Source organism: Mesorhizobium sp. L2C066B000, assembly GCF_000502335.1.
In the GTDB taxonomy this organism is placed as follows: domain Bacteria; phylum Pseudomonadota; class Alphaproteobacteria; order Rhizobiales; family Rhizobiaceae; genus Mesorhizobium.
Genome location: NZ_AYWZ01000001.1, coordinates 1,628,078 through 1,653,048, shown reverse-complemented (window position 1 = coordinate 1,653,048; position 24,971 = coordinate 1,628,078). Strand labels below are relative to the sequence as shown.

The following is a 24,971-nucleotide window of genomic DNA, read 5'->3' as shown; positions in this document are numbered from 1 at the left end:
TCCTCGAGCTAAGGCCTGAGGGCGTAAACCGCATCCTTCATCGATGCAAGATGGCGGCTGTCGCGTTTTTCCGCTAACGCGGATACCCGAACGCGACAGCCTATGAACGAGCCTGCTTTGAGGACGCGTCCGCCGCCTTTTCGGCCACGGCTTCGGCGGCTTCCTGCTTCTCGCGCGCCAGCTTCTGCTTGACCTGATCGCGCTCGATCAGCCGGGCCGCCCAGATCGACACCTCGTAGAGCAGGATGGTCGGGATGGCCAAACCGATCTGGCTCATCGGATCAGGCGGCGTCAGCACCGCCGCGACGACGAAGGCGATGACGATCGCCCATTTGCGCTTCTCGGCCAGCGCCTTCGACGACAGCATGCCGACGCGCGTCATCAGGCTGGTCACCACCGGCAGCTGGAACACCAGGCCGAAGGAGAAGATCAGCGTCATGATCAGGCTGAGATATTCCGACACTTTCGGCAGCAGCGAAATCTGCACCTGGTCGTCGGTGCCGGCCTGCTGCATGGCGAGGAAGAACCACATCACCATCGGTGTGAAGAAGAAATAGACCAGCGACGCTCCCATCAGGAACAGGATCGGCGATGCGATAAGGAACGGCAGGAAGGCGTTGCGTTCGTTCTTGTAGAGGCCTGGCGCGATGAATTTGTAGATCTGCGTGGCGATCAGCGGAAAGGCGATGACCATGCCGCCGAACATGGCGAGCTTGACCTGGGTGAAGAAGAATTCCTGCGGCGCCGTATAGATCAGCTCGACCTTGTGCGGATCGAGCCCGGCCCACTGCGTGGCCCACTTGAACGGAACGACCAAAAGATTGAACAGCTTCTTGGCAAAGAAGAAGCAGACGAGGAAGGCGACGAAGAAACCGCCGATCGACCAGATCAGCCGCCGGCGCAGTTCGATCAGATGCTCCATCAGCGGAGCCGACGACTTCTCGATCTCGTCCTTTTCGCTGTCCGTAATGCTCACTTGGCGGCCCCCGCCGTCTTCTTGGACGCGGGCTTCGTGGCCGGCGCAGGCTTCGGCTCAGCCTTTGCGACTGCCTTCGGTGCAGCAGCGGGCTTGGTGGCGGCTTTTCCAGGTGCAGCCTTGGCGGGCGCCGCTGACGGCTTGGCCGCAACCTTCGCCGCAGGCGCCGGCTTTGCCGGTGCTGCCTTGGCTGCCGCTGTTTTGGTTGCCGGGGCCTTTGATATCGCAGCCCCCTTGGCGCGCGCGTTTCGTGGCGCTGCTGTTGCTGCAGCCGGTGTCACCACCGCCTGATCGGTCATCGCCGGAAGGATCGGCGCCGCCGGCGCTGTTTCCGGTCCGTTGACACCCGGCATCACCGTCGCGCCGTTCTTGAGCGGCTCGGCCGGCTGTGGTGTTTCTGCCGCGGGCGTTGAGGGGTCGACGGCGGGCTTCGGCTTCATCACCGCATCGACGCCGGAGCGAACCTCGGCTGCCGCCTGTTCGAACGGATTGAGCTGCTTGCGGATTTCGGCCGCCGGATTGAGGCCGCGCAGCGTATCGACAGACTTCTTGACGTCGTCGAGCTCGGCTTCCTTCAACGCCTCGTTGAACTGCTTCTGGAAGTCGGAGGCCATGGCACGCAGCTTCGCCGTCGTGCGGCCGAAGGTGCGCAGCATATTGGGCAAATCCTTGGGTCCGACGACCACGATCATGACGATCGCGATCACCAGCATTTCGGTCCAGCCGACTTCAAACATGGCAATCAGTTCCGACTAGTGCTTGTCGCCCAACAGTGCGAAGCGGTTTTGGGACAACGACTTGCACAAAAGCAACAACCTTCGGCTCAGCTCTTGCTGGCCTTTTCCTTCACTGCCGAAACGGTCTCGTCCGGGCGGTGCTCGACGGTGCGCTTGTCTTCGGCGGTATCGTCGTCGGCCATGCCCTTCTTGAAGCTCTTGATGCCCTTGGCCATGTCGCCCATCAGCTCGGGTATCTTGCCGCGGCCGAACACCAGCAGCACGATCACCAGCACGATCATCCAGTGCCAAATCGAAAATGAACCCATTGTAACTCTCTCTCGAATGTTTTCCCTGGCGATGATCTATGCGTTTTCGCGTTGGGATTCAAACACAACAGCGACAAAGTTTATGAAGGCGCGGCTTATGTCACGCATTTTCGGCAAAGCTGCCCGCTACCAATCGGCGCATCTACCGCAGCAATGCAGCTTTTTGACAGCGGCTTGCGGTCAATCTTCCGTGACGCGCGGCGTCAGCAGGCCGAGTTCCTCGAGATCGATGTCGGTCAACGCATCCTCGTCCTCGGTCAGCGCGTCCGGATCGGCCGGCGGCAACGGGATGGCGAAATTCGACGGCATTCGGCCGGAAAGCAGCCCTGCCCCCTTCAGTTCGTCCATGCCGGGAAGATCGCGGATATCCTCCAGTGCGAAATGGTCGAGGAAAGTGTCTGTCGTGCCGTAGGTGACGGGACGGCCGGGCGTGCGGCGGCGGCCGCGCATGCGCACCCATTCCGTTTCGAGCAGCGTATCCAGCGTGCCCTTCGAGGTCTCGACGCCTCTGATGTCCTCGATCTCGGCGCGCGTCACCGGCTGGTGGTAGGCGATGATCGCCAGCACTTCGAGCGCCGCGCGCGACAGCTTGCGCTGCTGCACCGTGTCGCGGCTCATCAGGAAGGCGAGATCGCCGGCGGTACGGAAAGCCCAGGCATCGCCGACCCGGACCAGATTGACGCCGCGCCGCGCATAGATCTGCTGCAGCTCAGCCATGGCAGCGGCTATGCTGATGCCGTCGGGCAATCTGGCTGCGAGCTGCTTTTCGCTGACCGGCTCGGCGCTGGCGAACACAATCGCCTCGGCCATGCGTATGGCTTCGGCCATATGCAGCCGTTCGCCAGGATTCAGAAGCAGGGTATCAGTCGGATCCTGGGCGATAATGCCCTCCTCGGTCTCTTCTTCGACCTTGAACGGAATGACCGAAGCGTTGGCGCGTTCGCTCATGATGCCACCTCGACTGCCTTGATTGGTTGCGCGCGGCCGCGCAGATAGAGCGGCGCGAACACCTGGTCCTGTCGCATCTCGATGCTGCCTTCGCGCACCAGTTCCAGCGACGCCGCAAACGAGCTGGCAATCGCGGTACGCCGTTCGTCCGGGCTGGTCAGGTAATTGATCAGATAGCTGTCCAGCGCCGTCCAGTCGCGCAGCGAGCCGATCAGCCGGGTCAGGATATCGCGCGCATCCTTGAGCGACCACACGCCACGCCGGGCAATTGTCACATTGGTGATCGCCTGTTTCTGGCGCTGCTGCGCATAGGCGGTGAGCAAATCGTAGAGCGAGGCCGAATAGGCGTTACGCTTCTCGACGATGACCATCTCAGGCATGCCGCGTGCAAACACGTCGCGGCCGAGCCGGTTGCGGTTGACCAGCCTTGCCGAGGCGTCGCGCATGGCCTCCAGACGCTTCAGCCGGAACTGCAGCACCGCGGCCAGTTCCTCGCCGCTTTCGCCTTCCTCGCCGGGCTGCTTGGGGATGAGGAGCTTCGACTTGAGGAAGGCCAGCCACGCCGCCATCACCAGGTAGTCGGCGGCAAGCTCAAGCCTCAGCGCCGTCGCCGTCTCGACGAAGGTCAGATATTGCTCGACCAGCGCCAAGATGGAAATCCGCGACAGATCGACCTTTTGGTTGCGGGCGAGATGCAGCAAGAGGTCGAGCGGACCTTCGAACCCGGCGACGTCGACGACCAGCGACGGGTCGCCGGTGACCCGTGAATCGTCGTTCTCGGCCCACAGACGGTCCATCGGTGCGGCCTTCGCAGCCTTGCTGTCCAATGTCTCCGCCACTTGTTCCTTTACCTCTGGTTAGAGCATGATGCCGAAAAGTGTGAAGCGGTTTTCGGACGACATCATGCTCTCTCTATCTAATTTAGAGACGGATTCAGATTTCAGGTCGAACAGACCTGAAATCATCCGTCTCTAGGCCACCGCATCGAAATAGGTGGCAAACTCGGCGCGTATCTCGGTTTCGTCGGCCCGGTCGCGATCCCTTATATAGGTCAGCGCCCGGTTGGCGCGCTCCAGCGACGTCCCTTCAAGTCCCGTGGTTCGCGATGCGATGCCTGCCATCTCCTCGAAAACGCCATTGCAGTGAAGGACCAGATCGCAGCCCGCCGCAAGGATCGAGGCCGCCTTTGTCGGGAAATCCCCAGAAAGTGCCTTCATCGAGGTGTCGTCGCTCATCAACAGCCCGTCGAAGCCGATCTCGCGGCGGATGATCTCGTCGATGACCTTGCCTGAGGTGGTCGCTGGGTTGTTCGGATCGATGGCGCTGTAGACGACATGCGCCGTCATCGCCATCGGCAGATGGCTAAGCTCGCGGAAAGGGGCGAAATCATGCCGCTGCAGGTCGCTCAGCGAGGCGTCGACCACAGGCAGCTGGAAATGCGTGTCGGCGAAGGCGCGTCCATGGCCCGGAATATGCTTCATGACCGGCAACACGCCGCCGGACATCAGCCCTTCCGCGGCGGCGCGGCCAAGTTCGATGACCGGGCGCGGCTCCTTGCCATAGGCGCGCGCGCCGATGACGTCGCTGGCGCCCTTGATCGGCACGTCCAGCACCGGCAGGCAATCGGCCGAGATACCGAAGCGCAACAGGTCGAAGGCGTGCAGCCGCGCCATCAGCCAGGCAGCGCGGGTGCCGGCATCATGGTCCTTGCGCCACAATGCACCGAGCGCGCCGCCGGCGGGATAGTTCGGCGCCAGCGGCGGCCGCAGGCGCTGCACCCGGCCACCTTCCTGGTCGATGAACACCAGCGCATCGGGGCGCCCGATACAGTCGCGCATTTCGGCGACCAGATCGCGGATCTGCTCGGTTTCGCCGATGTTGCGCGCAAACAGGATGAAGCCCCACGGGCATTCATTGCGATAGAAACGGATTTCTTCGCGGGTCAGCGATTTCCCGGCACAGCCGAGGATCATGGATTTTGATTCGGTCATTCCACCAGTTTAGGGCTTCGCGCCGGCAAAGGGAATCTCCCCGGACGGCAAGCGCCTCAACCTCTCGCCCATCCACATGAAAAAGCCGGCGCGACCCTTGGGAACGCACCGGCTCTGATAATTGGATCCGGCCTTACCGAGACACGAAGCAGTTGCCGCCGGCAGCCTTGTAGCTGGTGCACAGATTGATCGCATCGTTGCGCGATTGCGCAGGCACCCGGACACGGTAGAAGGTGCCCTTGCCGGCGATCTCCGCCTTGACGATGTTGGCGGTGCGACCGGCGAGCACATTTCCATAGCGGCGCTGCAGGTCGGCGTAGTTGGCCTGGGCGCTTTCGACCGTCGGCTGCGAAGCGATCTGCATCGACCACGAACCGCCCGATGTCGAAGCCGTCGCCGGGATGGAGGCAACCTGGTCGGGCTTGACCTCGCCGACCACGTCGACCGGCTGGTCGGACGGGCGCTGCGGCGCTACGGCAACCGTCTGCGGCGTGTTGGCGGACTGGGTCTCAGCCTTCGGCGTGGCCGCCGGCTTCACCGGCTTGACCGGCTTGGCGGTCTCGGCACTTGCCTGGTCGCTATTTGCCTGATCGGCAGGCGCCACGGTGCCGGTCTGCTCGGCATCGGCCGAAGGGGCGACGTGCTGCGGCGCCGGGTCAAGCGGCTCAGTCGCCGCAACCTGTGGCGCGGCCGGCGTCGAGTCCTCGCGGGCCACCAACGAGCCGTCGGGCTTGACCACCATGGTCCGCACCTTGCGCGGGGCAACGGCGACCGTATCGGGGTTCTTGTCGGCTTCCTGCAGCACCTGAGCGATGCGGTCCTCGGACTTTGGCGCCGGCGCGACAGCCGCGTCGGGGTTGACGGCAGCTTCGGGGTTGCCGGCAGCGTCGGGGCCTGGGGCAGCGTCGGTATCGTCGGGCGACAGATCGACGACGCGGCTTTCAGGCTCCTGCGCCTTCACATCGACCGGCTCTTCGGTGTTGGTGACCAGCTTCTCCTGAACCGGCTCGGCCGGCTTGGTGCCCTTGGCGACCGCATCATAAACCTTGTTGTCCTGGTTCGGCACCACGGCGCCGCCCGGATTTTCGGGCTTGACCTTGATCGGCCTGTTGTCGGCCTTGACAATGACCGGCGCATCGCTGCCGCCCTTGCCGCCGAAGGACAAGGCGAGGGCGCCAAGGCCGCCGGCAATCGCAACCGCAGCAACGACCCCCGCGACCAGCAGGCCGCTCCTGCGCGGCCGTGCGGCTTCCTGCTCGGCGAGGCCCGGCACCGCCATTGCCTCGTCCAGATCCGGATCGTAGTCGAGTTCGTCGACCGCGAAATCGTCGGCCTGCGAAACCGGCTGGCTGCCGGGCAGATCGTCCATGTCGAAGCCGCCGGCGGCATCGGCGTGGTGAGCTTGCGTGGCTGCAAGCACTTCGGCTGGCCGCGCCGCATAGGCGCGCCGGTCGAGCTCGTGGCCCGAACTGAAGCCGGAACTGTAGGAATCGTCATCATAGCCGGCACTGCGTGCGGCAGTGGGCGGCGCCACTTCCACCGCGTTCATGTCGTTGAGCATGCCGGCGAATTCGGCGTCGATGTCGTCATAGGCGGCCGGCTCGTCTTGCTCGAAGCTGAGTTCTGGAATGTCGAGGTCGTCGGCAATCGCCACCACACGCTCCGGCACATCGACCGTCTCAACATCCGGCATCTCGTCATAGGCCTGAGGCGGCGCCTGGCGCGATGGCGTCGGCGCCACATAGGCAGCAGCGGCAACCGGCTGGTCGCGATAGCTTGGCGCTGCCGCCGGCGGCATGGACGGCTTTTCTGCAAAAGAAGCTTGCGGCTGCGCTGCAAAAGAAGGTTGCGGCTGCGCTGCAAAGGAAGGCTGGGCCGGGGTGGGAGTCACGCGGCTCCACGAACGCGCCGGCTCCGGCGGCGTCGAGCGCCAATCGCCAGCGACCGGTGCTGCCGTATCGTCATGACCGAGATCGATGCCCTTGGCCAGCGCCGCGTCGAAGGCGTGATCATCGAACTCGATCTCGGGCACATGGCCTTCAAGTTCGCCGGCAAGCAGATCGTCGAAATCGGCATCGTCCGCCTGGGCCTCCTGAGGAGCAGGCGCGTGTTCGTCTAGGTCCCAGTCGAGATTATCGACCGGAGCGACCGGCGTCGCGACGGACCGCTGCACCGGGGCAACCGGCTCATAAGTCCTGGTGGGCTCGATGGCGGCAGCCCTGGTGGGCTCGGTGACCACCGGAATCGGGGCGACTGGCGCCGGGCGTGGTGTGGTCATGGCGCCAAGCAGCGCGTTGAGTTCATCTTCCAACGTCCGTTCGTCAGCGACCGGAGCGGCCGGGGTCGCCATATTGGTAGGCGCCACATAGGCTGGTGCGACCGGAGTTGGCTGAACCGGAGCGGGTGCGGTCTCGGCCACCGGCTCGTGATCGGCAAGCGCATCATCGATGCTCAGATCGAAATCGTCGAATGCTTCGTGCGCAGTCTCATGAGAGGGGCTGGCCTCCACGGTCCAGGCCGGCGTCTCGTCCACTTCCGGCGCATCCATCTCAACCGGCGCGCTGACCTGCAGATCGCTGACATCCAGATCGCGCTCTTCCGGATCCTCGGCCTCAACAGGCTGAGCCTCGAAAGCCTGAGGCTCGAAATGCTCGGCTGCAAAGTCCATGTCGACATCGGCCATCGCGTCATCGAAATGAACCGCAAAATCCTCGTCGGCAACAGCGTGGTCGGCGGCGCCGACGACCGGCGCCTCGGCTACTGGCGCGGCATACTGGTCCTGCGCCGGCGCAGGACCGTCCAGCGTCAGCTCGTCTTCCAGCGACATCGAGACGGCATTGTCGAAATCATCGTCGAACGCGAGATCGTCGGCAGGCGCAGCAGCAACCTGCGCGACATCTGCGGCATGGGCGACGGTCGCGCCGTCATCGAGCAGCAACCCCTGCTCGAGCGAAGCGGCAAGGTCGTGATCCATCGGCAGGTCGTCTTCGAGCGGCGATACGTTTTCCAGCGAGCTGGCGACGGCATTGTCGAAATCATCGTCGAATGCAGCTTCGTCGAATGCGGGCTCGACAAACGAAGGTTCGGCAAACGAGGGTTCAACGGGAGCAGCCGCAGCCTGCGGGGCAGCGCCGAAATCCAGATCGGCGGCATCGTCGAAGACGAAATCATATTCCAGCGAAGCAGCCAGCGCATCGTCCATCGCGGCATCGGTGGTTTCGAAAGCCGGCTCGCGAATCTCGGCAGCAGAGTCGTAGGGTTCAGCGGCAGGCTGGTGAACCTCGGGAGCTGGCTGGCTGGCCTCCATGGAACCGACTTCATCGCCGAATTCGCCCATCAACTCCTTCTCGAGGTCGATGTCGAAATCGCCCTCGTCCGCAGCCGTCTCGACGGCTGGCGCCTGCGGCTTGACCGGCTGGCGCGGATCGAAACCCATGATCCTGGTCAGTTCAGCGAACGGATCATCTTCGGCGATGTCGTTGTTGTCGGCTACTCTCAGCTGGGTTCTGTCTGCCATTATTGTTCCCGAACTCGCACTCATTCGGACGCCATGGACGTCGCGTAGGGTTGGCCCTTACCAGCGCAATGTGGGCAAATGGTGACAGGTGTTTTAGTTAAACCTAACGCATCTCAGTGGGCGCATCAGCCCCAATCAGCGTCAGGCCGGAAGTCAAAACATCCGAAACAGCCTGCACCAGCCCTAGTCTGGCATGAGTCAATTGTCGGTCGTTAACCTTAACAAAACGTAAGTCGGGATTCTCGGTGCCCCGATTCCAGTGTCCATGGAAGGTGGAAGCCAGATCGTAGAGGTAGAATGCCAGCCGGTGCGGCTCCAGCGCAAGGGCCGCGGATTCGATCAGCCTTGGATATTCAGCCAGCTTCCGGATCAGGCCGATCTCGCCCTCGTCGGTGAGCGACGCCGAGGCCGCGGCCAGGCTGTTGCGGTCGAAATTGGCCTCGCCCAGTTGCTCGCTCGCCTGCCGGAACACCGAATGACAGCGCGCCGAAGCGTACTGCACGTAGAACACGGGATTGTCCTTGGACTGTTCGGTGACCTTGGCGAAATCGAAGTCGAGCGGCGCGTCGCTCTTGCGGTAGAGCATCATGAAGCGGATAGCATCGCGGCCCACCTCCTCCACCGCTTCGCGCAAGGTCACGAAGTCGCCCGACCGCTTCGACATCCGAACCGGTTCGCCATCGCGAAACAGCTTCACCAGATTGCACAGCAGCACCGTGAGTTGCAGCTTCAGATCATCGCCTGCAATCGCCCGCGCCAGCGCTTCCAGCCGCTTGACGTAGCCGCCATGGTCGGCGCCCAGCACATAGATCAGGCCGACGAAACCGCGGTCGACCTTGTCCTTGAGATAGGCGACGTCGGCGGCGAAATAGGTGAACGAGCCGTCGGACTTGACCAGCGCCCGGTCCATGTCGTCGCCGACCGCCGTCGAGCGGAACAGCGTCTGCTCGCGGTCTTCCCAGTCGTCCGGCTTCTCGCCCTTGGGCGGCGGCAGCTTGCCCTTGTAGATATGGCCCTTCAGCGTCAGATCGTTGATCGCCGAGCGGATCCTCCTGGCATTGTCGGCATGCAGCGTGCGCTCGGAGAAGAAAACGTCGTGATGGACATTGAGCAACGCCAGATCCTCGCGGATCATCACCATCATGGCGTCGATCGTGCGGTCCTTGACGATTACCAGCGACTCATCGTCGGGCATCTGCAAGAGCTTGCGGCCAAATTCGGCAGCCAGCGCCTGACCGACCGGCACAAGGTAATCGCCGGGATAGAGACCGGCCGGTATCTCGCCAATGTCGTCGCCCAGCGCTTCGCGGTAGCGCAGGAAGGCCGAACGCCCGAGCACGTCGATCTGCGCGCCGGCGTCGTTGATGATGTATTCCTTGGTGACGTCATAGCCGGCGAAGGCCATCAGATTTGCAAGCGTGTCGCCGACAACCGCGCCCCGGCAATGGCCGACATGCATCGGCCCGGTCGGATTGGCCGAGACATATTCGACATTGGTCTTCTTGCCGCCACCAATGGTCGAGCGGCCGTAGTTTTGCCCCTCGCCCAGCAGCGCAGTCAGATGTGCCTGCCAGAAAGCGTCCTTGAGCCGGAGATTGACGAAGCCGGGACCGGCGACGTCGGCTTCGGCAACATCGGCGTCGCTGCGCAGCACTTCCACCAGCCGCTCGGCCAGCGCGCGCGGGTTCTGCCCGGTGGGCTTGGCCAGTACCATCGCCGCATTGGTGGCGAGATCGCCATGGCTGGCGTCGCGCGGCGGCTCGACGGCGATGCGCGACAGGTCGGGCGAAACGCCATTACTGTCTTTCAAATCAAGCGCTTCGACGGCTTTTGTGATTCGCGCGCTGAAATCGGCGAAGATGTTCATGGGTCTTGCTCTGGCGGACTGTTCAGGGGAACCGGCTCATTGGCCGGCAAATCGCGCCCGCCCTAGCTTAAATCGGGCGTATGGTCAAACAGACGGCGGTGTTCCTTCAAGGCGTAGGTATCCGTCATCCCCGCCAGGAAATCGGCGACGCTGCGCGCCTTGATGCGGTCCTCCGCCCGGTCGAGCCCCTCCCGCCAGCCGTCCGGCATGGCGCGCGGATCGGCGAAATAGACATCGAACAGGTCGCGCACGATCTGCTCGGCCTCAGTGCGAACGCGCATCACCTCGTCATGCCGGTAGAGATGCTTGTAGAGAAAGGTCTTCAATTCCTTCTCGGTCGCCGCCACGTCAGCGGAAAAGGTCACCATCGTTTCGCCCGCCGCCCGCACCGCTTCGGCGCTGTCAGGCTTGATGCGCTCAAGATTGGCGGTGGTGGAAACAATGACATCCTCGACCATCATCGTGATCTGCCGGCGCATCAGCTCATGGCCGGTGCGCACATCGTCCAGGCCCGGATAGCGCGCGCGCACGCTTGCCAGGATCGATCCCGGCAGCGCCACCGTTTCCAGCATGTCCAAGGTCAGGAAGCCGGAGCGCAGGCCGTCGTCGATGTCATGGGTGTTGTAGGCGATATCGTCGGCGATCGCAGCACATTGCGCCTCGATGCCGGCGAAATGGTCGAGTTCGAGGTCGTGCAGCTCGGAATAGTCGCGGATCGCCTGCGGCACCGGGCCTTTGAGCCCTTTTCCCTTGGCATCTGTCAGCGGCCCATTGTGCTTGACCAGCCCTTCCAGCGTTTCCCAGGTCAGGTTTAGCCCGTCGAACTCGGCATAGCGCCGCTCCAGCCGCGTCACCACGCGCAGCGACTGCGCATTGTGGTCGAAGCCGCCCCATTGGGCCATCCGCTCGTTCAGCGCGTCCTCGCCGGTATGGCCGAACGGCGTGTGACCGAAATCGTGCACCAAGGCGACCGCCTCGGCCAGATCCTCGTCGCCGCGCAGCGCTCGCGCCAGAGCCCGCGCAATCTGCGCGACCTCGATCGAATGCGTCAGCCGGGTGCGATAGTGGTCGCCTTCATGGGCGACGAACACCTGCGTCTTGTGCTTCAGGCGGCGGAAGGCGGTGGAATGGATGATGCGGTCGCGGTCGCGCTGGAATGGCGTGCGAGTCGGGCTCTCGACCTCGTCATAGAGCCGCCCGCGCGACCTGGCTGGGTCGCTGGCATAGGCCGCGCGCGGCCGATAGCCGAACCCAATGTCGCCAAGCTCATTTGTCATGGCTGATGCCGCCGCAGTTGACTTGCCCCTTCCCGCTTCATACCTATCATGTGAAACCGAAAGCAAGGTGACGCCCATGGGCGCTGATGCCAAGACTGCCATGAAAGTCGAGATGACCGAGTCCGCCGCCAGGCGGATCGCGAAAATCGTCTCTGGCGAGGCCGGCAAGACGGCGCTGCGCGTCTCAGTAGAGGGCGGCGGCTGCTCCGGCTTTTCCTACAAGTTCGACCTGGTCGATACGCGCAATGACGACGACGTCGCCATCGAAAAGGACGGCGCCACCGTGCTGATCGACGATTTGTCGCTGGTCTATATGGGCGGCTCGGTGATCGACTTCGTCGACGATCTGATGGGCCAGTCGTTCCAGATCCGCAACCCCAATGCAGTCGCCTCCTGCGGCTGCGGCACCAGTTTCTCCATCTAGGCAGATGTCCGGCGTCGGCGCGGTCCGTCAGGTCGCACTGTCGGCCGGGCGCGACCTCGACGTCACGCTGGCCTTCTGGCACGATGTGCTCGGCCTCAGCGTTCATGCCCGCTACGATCCGCCGGGCATCGCCTTCATCATGGCCGGTGATATCAGGTTGCTATTCACCGATGGCGTTCCGGCCGGCACCGTCTATCTCGATATAGCCGGGCTCGAAGCCTTCCACGCCGAGGCGAAAGCGTCCGGCGTTCCCTTCACCGCACCGCCGGCGCTCGTCCACAACGACACCGAAGGCACGTTCGGAACGGCGGGGGAAAGCGAGTGGATGGCGTTTCTAAAGGACCCGGCAGGCAATACGATCGGGCTTGTCGAACGTCTTTCGCCCGAACATCCCTGAGGCCGCCCATGAAAATCGTCACCTGGAACATAAACGGCATTCGCGCCCGCATCGGCAACCTCACCCACTGGCTGAGCGAAAGCCAGCCCGACATCGTCTGCCTGCAGGAGATCAAATCGGTCGACGAGCAGTTCCCGCGCGCCGAGATCGAGGCGCTTGGCTACAACGTAGAAACCCATGGCCAGAAGGGCTTTAACGGCGTCGCCCTGCTGTCGAAACTTCCGTTCGACGAGGTTATCAGAGGCCTGCCAGGCGACGAGACTGATGAGCAGGCGCGCTTCATCGAGGGCGTGTTCTCGACCGACCAGGGCGCGCTGCGCGTCGCCTCGCTCTATCTGCCCAACGGCAACCCGGTCGATGACGAGAAGAAGTTTCCCTACAAGCTGGCCTGGATGGAACGGCTGCATCGCTGGGCCGAGCAGCGGCTGCTTCTGGAGGAGGCGCTGGTGCTGGCCGGCGACTACAATGTCATCCCCGAGCCGGTCGATGCGCGCTTCCCCGAGAACTGGCTTGGCGATGCGCTGTTCCAGCCGCAGACCCGGCAGGCCTTCCGGCGGCTGAAGAATCTCGGCTTTACAGAGGCGGTGCGCGCCGTCACCGATGCGGCCGACGTCTACACCTTCTGGGACTACCAGGCCGGCGCCTGGCAGAAGAACAACGGCATCCGCATCGACCATCTGCTGCTGTCGCCCGAAGCGGCCAACCGCTTTTCCTCGGCCTCGATCGAAAAGCATGTGCGCGCCTGGGAAAAACCTTCCGACCACGTGCCGGTGGCGATCGATCTGGCGCTGCTGCCGGCCTGATATCAGCCGAAACCCTGATATCGCCACAATCGCGCCATTCAGTCAGAGATCAGCATGGCGGCTGGGGTTCCATGGCACTACGATTCCTCCTTTGCCCGATCGGCCTGGCATTTGCCATGGCCTCCCCTGCAGCGGCACTTGCCGACCAGCAGTGCCTGGCCAATGGCAAGTCCTACCAGGTCGGCCAGGTCACCTGCCTGACGGTTTCAGACAAGAGCCATATGGCCCGCTGCGACCTGGTGCTCAACAACACCTCATGGACCAAGATCGGCGATACCTGTCCCGACAGCACGATTAAGCCGCATCTTCACGTCACGCCGATCTCGATGCCGGTGTACAGAGCGGTGCCGGCGGAACTCACCGAGAACTGATGGATGTGAGCTAATCTTCCCCCTTGAGGGGGAGATTGGCAATTTCACTGGTCGTCACCACCCTTGGTGAGAATATCGTCGGCAAGCGAAATCGCCGTGCGGCGGTCGGCTTCGCCGGCGGCGGCAAATGCCTCTTCCTGCATGCCGCGGATCCACGGCTGGTCGCTCGGCGAGGCGCGTTCGAGCGCGGCGGTCATCATGGCCAGCCCGCGCACGATCTTGCCGCTCTGGAACAGAAGATTGCCGAGCGTCGCCTGGGCGCCGGCATGGCCCTTTTCGGCAGCGAGCTGGAACCAGCGACCGGCCTGCTTGACGCTGGCCTTCACGCCGCCCTCGCCCTTCAGGAACATCTGGCCCATCTCGAACTGGGCGTTCGGATTGCGGTAGTTGGCGGCCGCACGCATGTAATATTCCTGCGCCGCGACCTCGTTTTCCTCGACCGGGCTACCGGGAATGCCTGTCCTGAGATAGTCGCCCAACGCCACCAGCGCGTCGGAGACATAGCTTTCCTCCGGCGACCCCGGCTCGACATCCTGATCGACGATCTCGGAGAAGAACTTGAACGCCGCATAGTCGTCGCGCGTCACGCCGTCGCCTTCGGCATACATGCGCGCGAGCTTCCAGGTGGCGCCGATCTGGCCGTTTTCGGCGGCGTATTTATAGGCCTCGACCGCCTGTTCCTTGTGGCCGCTCTTGTAGGCGGAGAAGCCGAACTGGAACACGGCCCATGGGCTCGATTGCGGCTTCACGCCGGTCTTGTCGTCGAACACCTTGTCGTCGAAGGCCATGGCCTGGCCCACGGCGCCAAAGATCGCAACAGCGACCAGCGCCGGAAGGACAGACGACCTCAACAACTCAGATATCCGCATAGCAATGTGTTTCTTTGGCACCGCCGGGATGGGTGACCGCGCCGTCGCGGGCTGGCCCTACCGTCTGTGCATATTTCCAGATCGCGCCCGACTGATAGTCGGTCGTGCGCGCCTTCCAGGCCTTCGCCCTCGTTGCCAGTTCAGCCTCGGACAGGTCGACCTCGATCGTGCCTTTGGTTGCGTCGATCGAGATCACGTCGCCATCCTTCAGCAGTCCGATCGGGCCGCCAACGGCAGCTTCTGGCCCGACATGGCCGATGCAGAAACCGCGCGTCGCGCCCGAAAAACGACCGTCGGTGATGAGGGCGACCTTGCCGCCCATGCCCTGGCCGTAGAGCGCCGCCGTCGTCGACAGCATCTCGCGCATGCCCGGGCCGCCGCGCGGACCTTCGTAACGGATGACGAGAACCTCGCCTTCCCGGTAGTTGCGGTGCGTGACCGCCTCGAAACATTCCTCTTCCGAATCGAAACACCGTGCCGGACCTGAGAATTTCAGCTCCGTCATGCCCGCGACCTTCACGATCGCGCCTTCGGGGGCAAGGTTGCCCTTCAAGCCCACGACACCGCCGGTTTGGGTGATTGGTCGGTTGGCGGGACGGACCACATCCTGGCTATCATTCCAGGCAACATGCTCCATGTTTTCGGCCAAAGTACGGCCAGTCACGGTCATGCAGTCGCCATGCAGATAGCCATGGTCGAGCAGCGTCTTCATCAACAGCGGAATGCCGCCGGCCTCGAACATGTCCTTGGCGACATATTTGCCGCCCGGCTTGAGGTCGGCGATGTAGGGCGTCTTCTCGAAAATCGCGGCAACGTCGAACAGGTCGAACTTGATGCCTGCCTCATGCGCGATCGCCGGCAGGTGCAAAGCCGCATTGGTCGAGCCGCCGGTGGCCGAGACCACGGTCGCCGCATTCTCCAGCGCCTTCAGCGTGACGATGTCGCGCGGCCGGATGTTCTTGGCGATCAGCTCCATGATCTTTTCGCCGGAGGCGAAATTGAAGCGGTCGCGCATCTCGTAAGGCGCCGGCGCGCCGCAGGAGTACGGCAGCGCCAGGCCGATCGCCTCGGCGACGGTGGCCATGGTGTTGGCGGTGAACTGGGCCCCGCAGGAGCCGGCGGACGGACACGCCGCCTGCTCGATCTCGAGCAGTTCGGCATCACTGACCGTGCCGACCGAATGCTGGCCGACCGCCTCGAACACGTCCTGCACGGTGATCTGGCGGCCGCGATAAGAGCCCGGCAGGATCGAGCCGCCATAGATGAAGATCGACGGCACGTTGAGCCGCACCATGGCCATCATCATGCCGGGCAGCGACTTGTCGCAGCCGGCAAGGCCGACCAGCGCATCGTAGCAATGGCCGCGCATGGTGAGTTCGACCGAATCGGCGATGACATCGCGCGACACCAGCGACGACTTCATGCCCTGGTGGCCCATGGCGATGCCGTCGGTGACGGTGATGGTGCAGAATTCGCGCGGCGTGCCGTTGGCGGCCGCGACACCTTTCTTGACCACTTGCGCCTGGCGCATCAGCGAGATGTTGCAAGGCGCCGCCTCGTTCCAGCACGAGGCGACGCCGACCAGCGGTTGCTCGATCTCGGCCGCCGACAACCCCATCGCATAGAGATACGAACGGTGCGGCGCACGCGCCGGACCGACGGTCACATGGCGGCTAGGTAGCTTGGCCTTGGAGATGACTCTGGCGTCCATTCTCTTCCTTGCCGCGGGCGGTGCGGCCTGCCCCATCGCCGAGCCTTCTGGCGCGTGTCCCGAGACAAATTCGAGGTGCGCCGGGTTTATGGCGGGAAATGGGCAATTTGGTCGAGCGGGACCGTAGCGCGGGGGTTGGTCGGGAACTGTTGCCAAAACGTCACAATTACGAGAGGTGAAAGTGATGCGACGGATTTGCAGCGCTAACTTTCACCCACAAAACAAAAGGCCGGGCAACGCTCGGCCTTTATTATAATTTTCAGAGCCTTAGAACTTGATCTTGACGCCGCCCGAAATGGCCGTGACCAAGTCGTTTCCGAAATTGTAGCTGACATCGGTGCCGGCCTGGTAGCCGTTCTCGTCTGTCAAAGTTCCTGAGTGACCGCTGGTCAGCACACCGATCGCGCCGGCCAACCGCACTTCGATGTTGGCGGTTGGCGTGTAAGCGACGCCGCCACCGAGTGTCCACGTGTCGCTCTGGGAGCCAACGCCGTGCGAGGTACCACGATCCCACGAAATCTGAGCTGCGCCGCTCCACTGCTCGTTGAACTTGTGGCCAATGCCTGTGGTAACCGTCCAACCGTCACGGTACATCAGATCTAGCGACGTCAATCGCACCGGAGTCGGAGAGCCGAGCCCCGGAGAAATCGACGTACAAGCTGCCAGCCCCTTAGAAGCTTGCGAGCAGATAGGAATGCTCTGCAACACGCTCCAGTTGACCCATTTGACGGACCCGAAGGCAAGCCAGCCGGGTGCGATACCGGATTGGAGCTTGAATTCCAACGAATCTGGCATGGAGGCATTGCCATATATGTCTATCGGCTCGGCCCCTATGCCGACCTTCGTCAAATCAAGCGTGCCAGAGAGATTGTCGAGCTTTACTTGCGAATTATAAACAAGGCTTGCGCGCAGCGCTATCTCAGGAATTTCGTAAGCAAGGCCAGCACGCCAGCCCCAGCCAGTGCCTTTGAGGTCAACGCGACCCGTGCCGCCGAAATTGGGCACCAGTGGCGACACAAGGCTTTCCTTGAAACCGTAGACTTCCTGGTAGAACACACCGCCGATGAAGCGAAGCTGCCCCTTGCCGGCATCCATCTTGTAGGAGCAGGTGCCGGCGTAGTTATTACTCTTGATGTCGGTTTCCATGTTGGACTGCGCGCCGGCCCAAAGGCCGGGAGCCGTATGCGCACCCCAAGGCTGTGAATAGTCGACCATACAGTCGACACCCTTGACCACCTCGGCCTTGACGCCGATGCGTGGCACCCAGTAGCTCTCGCTGTCTTTCGCCGTGCTGCCCAACGCCGACACGTTGCCATCTGAATTATCTGTGTCCACCGCATTCTTGAGCTTGCGCTCCGGCATGACATACGTCGCTTCGGCTTCGGTGGCGAAGGGCGCCGGATCGAACAGAAGGTCGACGTCGTAGCCACCGCGCTCGATGCCGCCGGCATGCACGGAGCCGATCAGGCTCAGCGAAAAACACCCCGCCCCCAGCAGTGTTTGCAAACGCAAATTGTTCATTGGATGTCCTCCCCGAATACTAGTGGATCAAGCTAGAACCAATTCGGGTTAACGGTGCAACAATGAATTGATAATGCGTACATGTACGCACTTGCAGAACGCATTGCGGAAAAAGTGGCGACCCGCGCAAGCATGCCGGAAAAGGGCCATTTGGGCGGCAATCGGCGCAAAAAATCAGGAGGATTCGCTCTACACAGTATAAAAACCGGCTGTTTTGCCGCCAATGGCCGCCATTGTTACATTATGGCAACAATGGGGCGAAAACTTTCCGTTTACGTCAACATTAACGCTACGGAATGCCTGTTTTTCGGGCAGAAGACCTGCCTTGACGCCGTTCCCGGGCATCGCGAATCCGGCGGATCAGCCGGCGTCGCGCACCCTGGTCAACGCCACCGAAAGCTTCTCCTGCTGATCACGGTATTCCGCGAGTTTTTCGCGCTCGGCCGCGACGATCTCTTCCGGCGCGCTGGCGACGAATCTTTCGTTCGACAGCTTCTTGTGCAGCCGCGCGATTTCCTCGGTCACCTTGGCCAGTTCCTTCTGCAGCCGCGCCGCCTCGGCGGACAGATCGATCAGGCTGCCGAGCGGCAGGCAGATCGTCGCCTCGTTGAGCACGATCTGGGCCGAGCCCTTGGGTGCGGCGTCCTGCAGCGAGATGTCGCCGACCCGCGCCAGCCGCTTGATGGCGGACGCATGGCGTTCCAGCCTCTGGTGAGTCTCGGCGCTGGCGCCGACCACCACCAGCGGCGCGATCGCCGCCGGCGGCACGTTCATTTCAGAGCGCACGGAGCGAATACCGGAGACCAGATCGACCAGCCAGTTGATGTCGGCGGCTGCATCGGCGTCCTCGAAGTCGGGCGACGGCCAGGCGGCGTGGCACAGCAGCGTTGCGCGCGTCCTGCCCTCACCTGCCGTCTGCGCCCACAGCTCCTCCGTCATGAACGGCATCATGGGGTGAAGCAGCTTGTAGATCTCGTCGAGCACGAAGGCGACGCAGGCACGGCTTTCGGCCTTGGCAGCCTCGTCCGTGCCCATAAACACCGGCTTCAGCAGTTCCAGATACCAGTCGCAGAACAGGTTCCAGACGAAGCGGTAGGCGGCGCCCGCTGCTTCGTTGAAGCGGTAACCGGTGATGCCCTCGGTGATAGCGCGCGACGCCCTGGTCAGCTCGGTCAGGATCCAGCGATTGACCGGCAGCTTGGCGTCGTTGAGCCAGAAATCGTCATTGCGCGCGACCTCGTTCATCTCGGCAAAGCGTGTCGCGTTCCACAGCTTGGTGCCGAAATTGCGGTAGCCGGCGATGCGCGCCGGATCGAGCTTTACGTCGCGCCCCTGCGCCGCCATCACCGTCAGCGTGAAGCGCAGTGCGTCAGCACCAAACTCGTCGATGAGGTCGAGCGGATCGATGACGTTGCCTTTCGACTTCGACATCTTCTGCCCGTTCTTGTCGCGCACCAGCGCATGCACATAGACGGTGTGGAACGGCTCCTCGTGCATGAAATGCAGGCCCATCATCATCATCCGGGCGACCCAGAAGAAGATGATGTCGAAACCGGTCACCAGCACGTCGGTCTGGTAATAGGTTTTCAGCTCCGGCGTGTGATCCGGCCAGCCCAGTGTCGAGAACGGCCAAAGCGCCGACGAGAACCAGGTGTCGAGCACGTCCTCGTCGCGGGTCAGGATCTCGCCCGGCTTGAAGGTCTCGAGCTTGTCCTCGACCCAGGCCTTCCATGGACCTTCCAGCGCCAGATAATATTCGATCGCGGCGCCCAGCGCCTCTTCCTCGGTCTTCTCGACGAAGACCCGGCCGTCCGGCCCGTACCAGGCCGGGATCTGGTGACCCCACCATAGCTGGCGTGAAATACACCAGGGCTGGATGTTCTCCATCCAGTCGAAATAGGTCTTTTCCCAGTTCTTCGGCACGAAGTTGGTACGGCCTTCGCGCACCGATGCGATCGCCGGCTTGGCCAGCTCGGCGGCGTTTGCATACCACTGCTCGGTCAGAAACGGCTCGATCGGCACGCCGCCGCGGTCGCCATGCGGCACGGCGTGGCGATGCGGCTCGATCTTGTCGAGGAAGCCGCCGGCCTCCATCAGCTCGACGATTTTCTTGCGCGCGACGAAACGGTCGAGACCGTCGAGCTCGTCCCAGACGGCCTGGCGCTCCGGCGTCACGTCGAGCCCGGCGAGAAAATCCTCGTTATCCCTGAGCGTTATTGCCGCCTCGATGGTCAGGATGTTGATCGCCGGCAGCTTGTGGCGCTTGCCAACCTCGAAATCGTTGAAGTCGTGCGCCGGCGTGATCTTGACGGCGCCGGAACCCTTTTCCGGGTCGGAATACTCGTCAGCCACAACCGGAATTTTCCGGCCGACGATCGGCAACACGACATTCTTGCCGACCAGATGCCGGTAGCGCTCGTCGTCCGGGTGCACGGCGACTGCCGTATCGCCCAGCATCGTCTCGGGCCGTGTCGTCGCCACGGTGATGAATGTCCCAGGATTTTCCGGATCGAAAATCTCGCCCTGGATCGGATAGCGGAAGTGCCAGAGATTGCCATTGACCTCCTGCGGCTCGACCTCCAGGTCGGAGATCGCCGTCAACAGCTTCGGGTCCCAGTTCACAAGGCGCTTGTCCTTGTAGATCAGCCCTTCCTTGTAGAGGCTGACAAAAACTTCGAGCACGGCCTTGGACAGGCCTTCATCCATGGTGAAGCGTTCGCGCGACCAGTCCGCCGAGGCGCCGAGCCGCTTCAGCTGGTTGAAAATGGCGCCGCCGGACTCGGCCTTCCACTCCCAGACCTTGTCGATGAACTGTTCGCGGGTGAGATCGCGGCGATGTATCTGCTTTTCCATCAGCTGGCGTTCGACCACCATCTGCGTGGCGATGCCGGCATGATCCATGCCGGGCTGCCACAGCACGTTTTTGCCGCGCATGCGCTCGAAGCGCACGAGTATGTCCTGCAGCGTGTTGTTGAGTGCATGGCCCATATGCAGCGAGCCGGTGACGTTGGGCGGCGGGATGACGATGGTGAAGGCCTCCGCCCCCTCCTCGGCGCCGGCGCCGGCGCGAAATGCGTCCGCCTCTTCCCAGATTTTGGCGATCCTGGGCTCGACGGTCTTGGCGTCGTAGGTCTTTTCAAGCATGGGAAAATGGTCCGCGCGGTCGGGAGTTTTGCTGACCCGGTGTAAATCGGAAGGTTTTGGCCAAGTCAACCGCGAGGGCGGCCTCAGTCCTTCAACGCAAATAGGCGGGGCCCTGGTCATTTCAACGGGAAGGCCATGCCTGCACCTTCATCGTCAGCGATCCCGACGGTACCTGATCGTGTTCGCGACATCGGCCGGAAGCTGACCTGCAGCGAAAGCGTCGCCCGAAGGCGGCGCCTTAATCCGGAACGGGCTATGGTGATGTCTACTGCGCGCCGCGCGCGACGCGCTCGATTTCTTCGCGTACCAGGCGCTCGACCAGCGTCGGCAGATTGTTGTCCAGCCAGTCCTGCAACATCGGCCGCAGCATCTCCTCGGCCATCTCGTCGAAGGTCTTCTTGCTGCGGCTGGCGAAGGCGTCGGAGAGCTCGCCGAAGGCGGCTGCGACCTGCCGTCCCGTATGTTCCGAAACGATCGCCGACCGAACCGGAGTTGTATCGGCCGGGCGCGCGCGCTCGCCGCTCGAAGGACGAGGCTCGAAAGCCGGCTCGGCAGCGAGATCGTCCTCGAAAGCCTCGACCTCCGCGATTGCTGCCTGCCGATTTTCAGTCTCCAGCTGCCTGATCTCCGGCTGCCTGATCTCGGGCCGCCGTACTGTGTCAGCCGGTTTTGCCTGATTGCCAACGGCCGCGATTTCGCGGCGCCAATCCGTGACGATCGAGTCGGTGGTTTCCGCCTTTGCCCGCACTGCAGCTTCTGCCCTGACGGCGGGAGCTGGCTCACTGGCTATCCTGGCGCTTACTTCCGCCAATGTCATCGGAGCATGCGCGGGTGGCGCGGCGGTCGTGGCATTTGCCGCAATGGCAGGCTTCACTGGCGACGGCTCGGAGCGCGGCTCCGGCCGCGCAACCACCGGCTCGGCCAGTTGGGCCTGCACCTCGGCCAGCGTCACCGGCTTCTTGCTTTCGGTCGAGCTGTGCAATTCGCTGCGGAAGGCCTCGACATCCGAAACAGGCCCGGCGGCCGGCACAAGGTCCTGGCGCAACTCATCGGCGTCGCCCGGCAGCTTGCGGCCGGTGTCGCTGTCTTCGATGATCCTCCTGATGGAAGCCAGTATTTCTTCCATGGAAGGTTCGCGCTGTGCGCTGCTTGCCGTCGCCATCGTCACATCCGCCGCCCCCGCACATGATCCCGAAAATCGATCTTCGATTTTCGAAGAGGATCAGGCGCAAAATCAAAGTTCTACAGCGTCCTTTGCGCATCCACCGGACGCGTGGCGCTGTAGTGACCCGTTCCTGGATTCCTGTCCGGCAAAGCCGGATACGAATCATGGCGACAGCGTAGCCGACGGATCGCCATCCGAGAATCCCCAATCTCGGAAGACGCCGGATTTCAACAGTTTAAGCCATAAAAGATAAACGCCGCGCATCCTTGGGAAGCGCGGCGCTACGATACTTTCAACCTTGGCGGGATTTGAACCGCTCGGGGGGCTCAACGGCCGTCCGGCGTACGCAGCCCGATCCATTTGTCCTTGACGGCTCTGTAGTGCTCTTCAGGCTTGTACTTCACCACATTCAACGCCAGGCGATCGGCCGACAGGCGGCCCATTGCCGAAAGGATGGCGTAGCTCGCTACGACCACATCGCGCTCGGAGCTGGCGAGGTCGATCTTTGCCGAGATGACGGCGTTCTGGGCGTTCAACACGTCGAGCGTGGTGCGCTGTCCGACATTGCGCTCCTCGATGACGCCGTTGAGTGCCAACTGTGCGGCCGCGATCACCTGCCGATTAGCGTCGACGCTTTCCCGCGCTGCAATGTATTGCGTCCATGCCGAGGTCACGGCCTGGCGCACCGAGTCACGGCTGACATCCACCTCGATGCGAGCCTGGCTGAGCGATTCCTTCGACTGACGAACGAGTGCGGAGGTACGGCCGCCCGAATAGATCGGAACGGTCAGCGTCGCGCCGACGGTGGCGGCATTGGAGTCGCCGTCCGAATTCCCCGCGCCAGGTACGGTATTTTGATAGGCATGGGAAAGGCCGGCACTGGCAGTCAACTGCGGCAGCAACGCACCTTCCTGCGTCTTTACATCAAATCCCGCTGCATCGACGGAATGTAGGGCGGCCAGGATGGCCGGATGCTCGTTCGATGCAATACCGATCGCCGCCTCGAGACTCCTCGGCAACAGCTTCGCCAACGGCGACGCAGCCTTGAGCTTGCCCGGCTCATCACCGACGATCTGATGATAGGTTGCTGCACTGGCCAGAGCCTGCGCACGGGCGGCACTCAACTGCGCCACCGCGGCCGAACGCGACGCGTCGGCCTGCGCCACATCGGTGCGCGTGCCCTCGCCGACCTCGAAGCGCGAGCGTGCCGCGCGTGCTTGCTCGGTCAGGAACTGAAGGTTCTGTTCGGTTAGCACCGCCACCTGGCGGTCGCGAATCACGTCCATATAGGCGCTCGCCGCGTTGAACAGCGTGTTCTCTTCGGTGTTGCGCAGGCCCTCGACCGAGGCCCTCACCTGTGCAGCGGCCGACGCGACTCTGTTCTTGGTCTGGAAGCCGTCGAACAGCGTCTGGTCAATCCGAACGCCGAAGCTGCCGGTGGTCAATGCCAGGCTCGCGTTCCTGCCGTTTAGGTGCCTGGAGGTGTAATCGATATCGGCCGAACCAGTGATCACCGGGCGATAGCCCGACTTGGCGATCGCCACGCCCTCATCGGTGACGCGCACGCCGGCACGGGCCGAATTCAGCGAGGAATTGTTCTGGTAGGCCTTGGAAAGCGCGCCGAGAATGGTTTCCGCCGAGGCGGCTATCGGCGAAAGCGCTGTCGCGGAAATGAGGACGGTAACAAACAGACTCTTGGCTAAGGACGGCACTTTATATCCCTCATTCGTTTTGCACGGGAACTACGCCACGCCAGCCCATCCCTAGGGATCGGCCAGCGCCGCGTCGATGTATCGTTCCCCCGCTGACAGCCTCCCGAACCCCGGTTAACCAATCAGCAACGATTGTTCAATCGCAAGCCAACATGACAGAGTCTTTGCTGCAAGGCAAAATCACTTAGAACTCGAAGGCATGAATGCGTTCAAATCCGGGTAGTGGCTTAATTGCCGCATTAAATGCCCGTCTTCCGGTTACAACCCCCCCTGCATTGAAAAAGAGCCGGGCTACGCCCGCATTGCCCTGCCCTTCCACAGCCACCAGCCGACCGCCTTCGGCTAGCTGGTCAAGCAGCGCCGCAGGCACTTTCTCGACGCTGCCGCCGATGAGAATCACATTGTAGGGCGCCTTGGCGGCATGACCTTGCGGCAGTGGGCCGGTGACCACGGTGACGTTATCGCAGCCCTGCGCCGAAAGCGCCGCTTTGGCTGCTTCCGCCAGTGTGGTATCGCTTTCCAGCGCCACGACGGATTTGGCCAGCCTGGACAGCAGCGCCGCGGAATAACCGGTGCCGCAGCCGACATCGAGCACCGAATCGCCGGCGTCGATCTCGGCCAACTGCAAAAGCTTGGCCATTGGCGACGGCTCCATGAGGTAGCGCGCACCGCTGCCATCGGCGCCGTCGGAGATGCGGATATCCTCGTCGATATAGGCGAGAGCCTGTTGGTCGGCCCCGACAAAGGCCTCGCGCGGCACGGCAAGCATGGCATCGAGCAATGCTGCGTCGGTCACATCGGTGGTGCGGACCTGGCCGTCGACCATCTTGACGCGAAGTTCGGAGAAATCAGCGCTCATGTCCTAACCAATCCGTCAAAAGCCAATGCGCTGAAATGCGCTTGTCGCGCCGACACTGCGGCGCATTCGACCTGAACTCAAGCCCCCGGCATGCGGGAGGTGAAGCGACTGGAGGCCTCGCCCGGAATCGAACCGGGGTGCAAGGATTTGCAGTCCTCTGCGTAACCACTCCGCCACGAGGCCTCATCGCTCCCGGCGAGCGAACTCAATATGGTGGCAGCGAAAGGTCGTCAAGCGTCCGCGCGGCATTCCGGCGCGCTTTCCTCATCAGCCTCCGCAACGTGGTTCCCGAGCGGTTTCAGCGCTTGGCGCACCGGCATATTGGCCGCTCGTCAAGCGTGCTGCGCGACCGGCGAAACTCGAACCCGCAGCTT

Annotated in this window: 20 protein-coding genes and 1 tRNA gene; 4 read left to right on the top strand and 17 right to left on the bottom strand. The window is 62.8% G+C overall.

Annotated features, from left to right (window positions below):
* Nucleotides 1-100 precede the first annotated feature (100 nt).
* The 9 genes from tatC to X733_RS158360 all read right to left on the bottom strand — a co-directional run bounded on the left by tatC (nucleotide 101) and on the right by X733_RS158360 (nucleotide 11,621).
* Entirely contained in the window at nucleotides 101-976 is an 876-nt protein-coding gene (tatC, locus tag X733_RS158320) for a twin-arginine translocase subunit TatC (RefSeq protein WP_023667686.1), read from the bottom strand.
* The gene (gene tatB / locus X733_RS158325) at nucleotides 973-1,713 is read right to left on the bottom strand and encodes a Sec-independent protein translocase protein TatB (RefSeq protein WP_023691107.1); all 741 of its coding nucleotides are present in this window, start codon (nucleotides 1,711-1,713) and stop codon (nucleotides 973-975) included. Before tatB ends, tatC begins: the two co-directional genes overlap by 4 nt.
* A gap of 86 nt (nucleotides 1,714-1,799) precedes the next feature.
* The gene (locus tag X733_RS158330) at nucleotides 1,800-2,021 is read right to left on the bottom strand and encodes a twin-arginine translocase TatA/TatE family subunit (RefSeq protein WP_023681650.1); all 222 of its coding nucleotides are present in this window, start codon (nucleotides 2,019-2,021) and stop codon (nucleotides 1,800-1,802) included.
* 180 nt (nucleotides 2,022-2,201) lie between these two features.
* On the bottom strand, nucleotides 2,202-2,969 hold the full coding sequence (gene scpB / locus X733_RS158335; RefSeq protein WP_023735290.1) for an SMC-Scp complex subunit ScpB: 768 nt from the start codon (nucleotides 2,967-2,969) through the stop codon (nucleotides 2,202-2,204).
* Nucleotides 2,966-3,766 (bottom strand): ScpA family protein, encoded by an 801-nt coding sequence (locus X733_RS158340; RefSeq protein ID WP_023751550.1) that lies wholly within the window; start codon nucleotides 3,764-3,766, stop codon nucleotides 2,966-2,968. Before X733_RS158340 ends, scpB begins: the two co-directional genes overlap by 4 nt.
* A 174-nt stretch (nucleotides 3,767-3,940) precedes the next feature.
* Entirely contained in the window at nucleotides 3,941-4,960 is a 1,020-nt protein-coding gene (gene nagZ, locus X733_RS158345; RefSeq protein ID WP_023818117.1) for a beta-N-acetylhexosaminidase, read from the bottom strand.
* Between the two features lie 133 nt (nucleotides 4,961-5,093).
* Nucleotides 5,094-8,477 (bottom strand): SPOR domain-containing protein, encoded by a 3,384-nt coding sequence (locus X733_RS158350; protein WP_023818116.1) that lies wholly within the window; start codon nucleotides 8,475-8,477, stop codon nucleotides 5,094-5,096.
* A 103-nt stretch (nucleotides 8,478-8,580) separates the two neighbouring features.
* A complete protein-coding gene (argS, locus tag X733_RS158355; RefSeq protein ID WP_023739016.1) occupies nucleotides 8,581-10,344 on the bottom strand; it encodes an arginine--tRNA ligase in 1,764 nt (587 codons plus the stop codon).
* A gap of 62 nt (nucleotides 10,345-10,406) precedes the next feature.
* On the bottom strand, nucleotides 10,407-11,621 hold the full coding sequence (locus tag X733_RS158360; protein WP_023716245.1) for a deoxyguanosinetriphosphate triphosphohydrolase: 1,215 nt from the start codon (nucleotides 11,619-11,621) through the stop codon (nucleotides 10,407-10,409).
* A 76-nt stretch (nucleotides 11,622-11,697) separates the two neighbouring features.
* On the opposite strand from X733_RS158360, the gene erpA reads away from it, so the two are divergent.
* From erpA to X733_RS158380, 4 genes are all read left to right on the top strand, one after another.
* On the top strand, nucleotides 11,698-12,045 hold the full coding sequence (gene erpA / locus X733_RS158365; RefSeq protein ID WP_027050337.1) for an iron-sulfur cluster insertion protein ErpA: 348 nt from the start codon (nucleotides 11,698-11,700) through the stop codon (nucleotides 12,043-12,045).
* Nucleotides 12,046-12,049: 4 nt separating this feature from the next.
* Nucleotides 12,050-12,442, top strand: a complete 393-nt coding sequence (locus tag X733_RS158370) for a VOC family protein (RefSeq protein WP_023681658.1) — start codon at nucleotides 12,050-12,052, stop codon at nucleotides 12,440-12,442.
* An 8-nt stretch (nucleotides 12,443-12,450) separates the two neighbouring features.
* Entirely contained in the window at nucleotides 12,451-13,245 is a 795-nt protein-coding gene (gene xth, locus X733_RS158375) for an exodeoxyribonuclease III (protein WP_023688213.1), read from the top strand.
* Between the two features lie 116 nt (nucleotides 13,246-13,361).
* The gene (locus X733_RS158380) at nucleotides 13,362-13,616 is read left to right on the top strand and encodes a hypothetical protein (RefSeq protein WP_245274390.1); all 255 of its coding nucleotides are present in this window, start codon (nucleotides 13,362-13,364) and stop codon (nucleotides 13,614-13,616) included.
* A 44-nt stretch (nucleotides 13,617-13,660) separates the two neighbouring features.
* Here X733_RS158380 and X733_RS158385 read toward each other — a convergent pair whose 3' ends face one another.
* From X733_RS158385 to X733_RS158420, 8 genes are all read right to left on the bottom strand, one after another.
* A complete protein-coding gene (locus tag X733_RS158385) occupies nucleotides 13,661-14,485 on the bottom strand; it encodes a tetratricopeptide repeat protein (protein WP_023805344.1) in 825 nt (274 codons plus the stop codon).
* Nucleotides 14,472-16,196, bottom strand: coding sequence for a dihydroxy-acid dehydratase (gene ilvD, locus X733_RS158390; RefSeq protein WP_023818114.1), 1,725 nt, complete (start codon nucleotides 16,194-16,196; stop codon nucleotides 14,472-14,474). The genes X733_RS158385 and ilvD overlap by 14 nt, the downstream gene beginning before the upstream one ends.
* A 267-nt stretch (nucleotides 16,197-16,463) precedes the next feature.
* Nucleotides 16,464-17,717 (bottom strand): OmpP1/FadL family transporter, encoded by a 1,254-nt coding sequence (locus X733_RS158395; RefSeq protein WP_023818113.1) that lies wholly within the window; start codon nucleotides 17,715-17,717, stop codon nucleotides 16,464-16,466.
* A gap of 360 nt (nucleotides 17,718-18,077) precedes the next feature.
* Entirely contained in the window at nucleotides 18,078-20,861 is a 2,784-nt protein-coding gene (locus tag X733_RS158400; RefSeq protein ID WP_023818112.1) for a valine--tRNA ligase, read from the bottom strand.
* A gap of 265 nt (nucleotides 20,862-21,126) precedes the next feature.
* Nucleotides 21,127-22,023 (bottom strand): PopZ family protein, encoded by an 897-nt coding sequence (locus X733_RS158405; protein ID WP_023714409.1) that lies wholly within the window; start codon nucleotides 22,021-22,023, stop codon nucleotides 21,127-21,129.
* 329 nt (nucleotides 22,024-22,352) lie between these two features.
* Nucleotides 22,353-23,738, bottom strand: coding sequence for a TolC family outer membrane protein (locus X733_RS158410; RefSeq protein ID WP_023667706.1), 1,386 nt, complete (start codon nucleotides 23,736-23,738; stop codon nucleotides 22,353-22,355).
* A gap of 184 nt (nucleotides 23,739-23,922) precedes the next feature.
* Nucleotides 23,923-24,597: a protein-L-isoaspartate O-methyltransferase gene (locus X733_RS158415; RefSeq protein ID WP_023818111.1), complete on the bottom strand. Its 675-nt coding sequence runs from the start codon at nucleotides 24,595-24,597 to the stop codon at nucleotides 23,923-23,925.
* Nucleotides 24,598-24,706: 109 nt separating this feature from the next.
* A tRNA-Cys gene (locus X733_RS158420) sits at nucleotides 24,707-24,780 on the bottom strand.
* Between the last annotated feature and the right edge of the window lie 191 nt (nucleotides 24,781-24,971).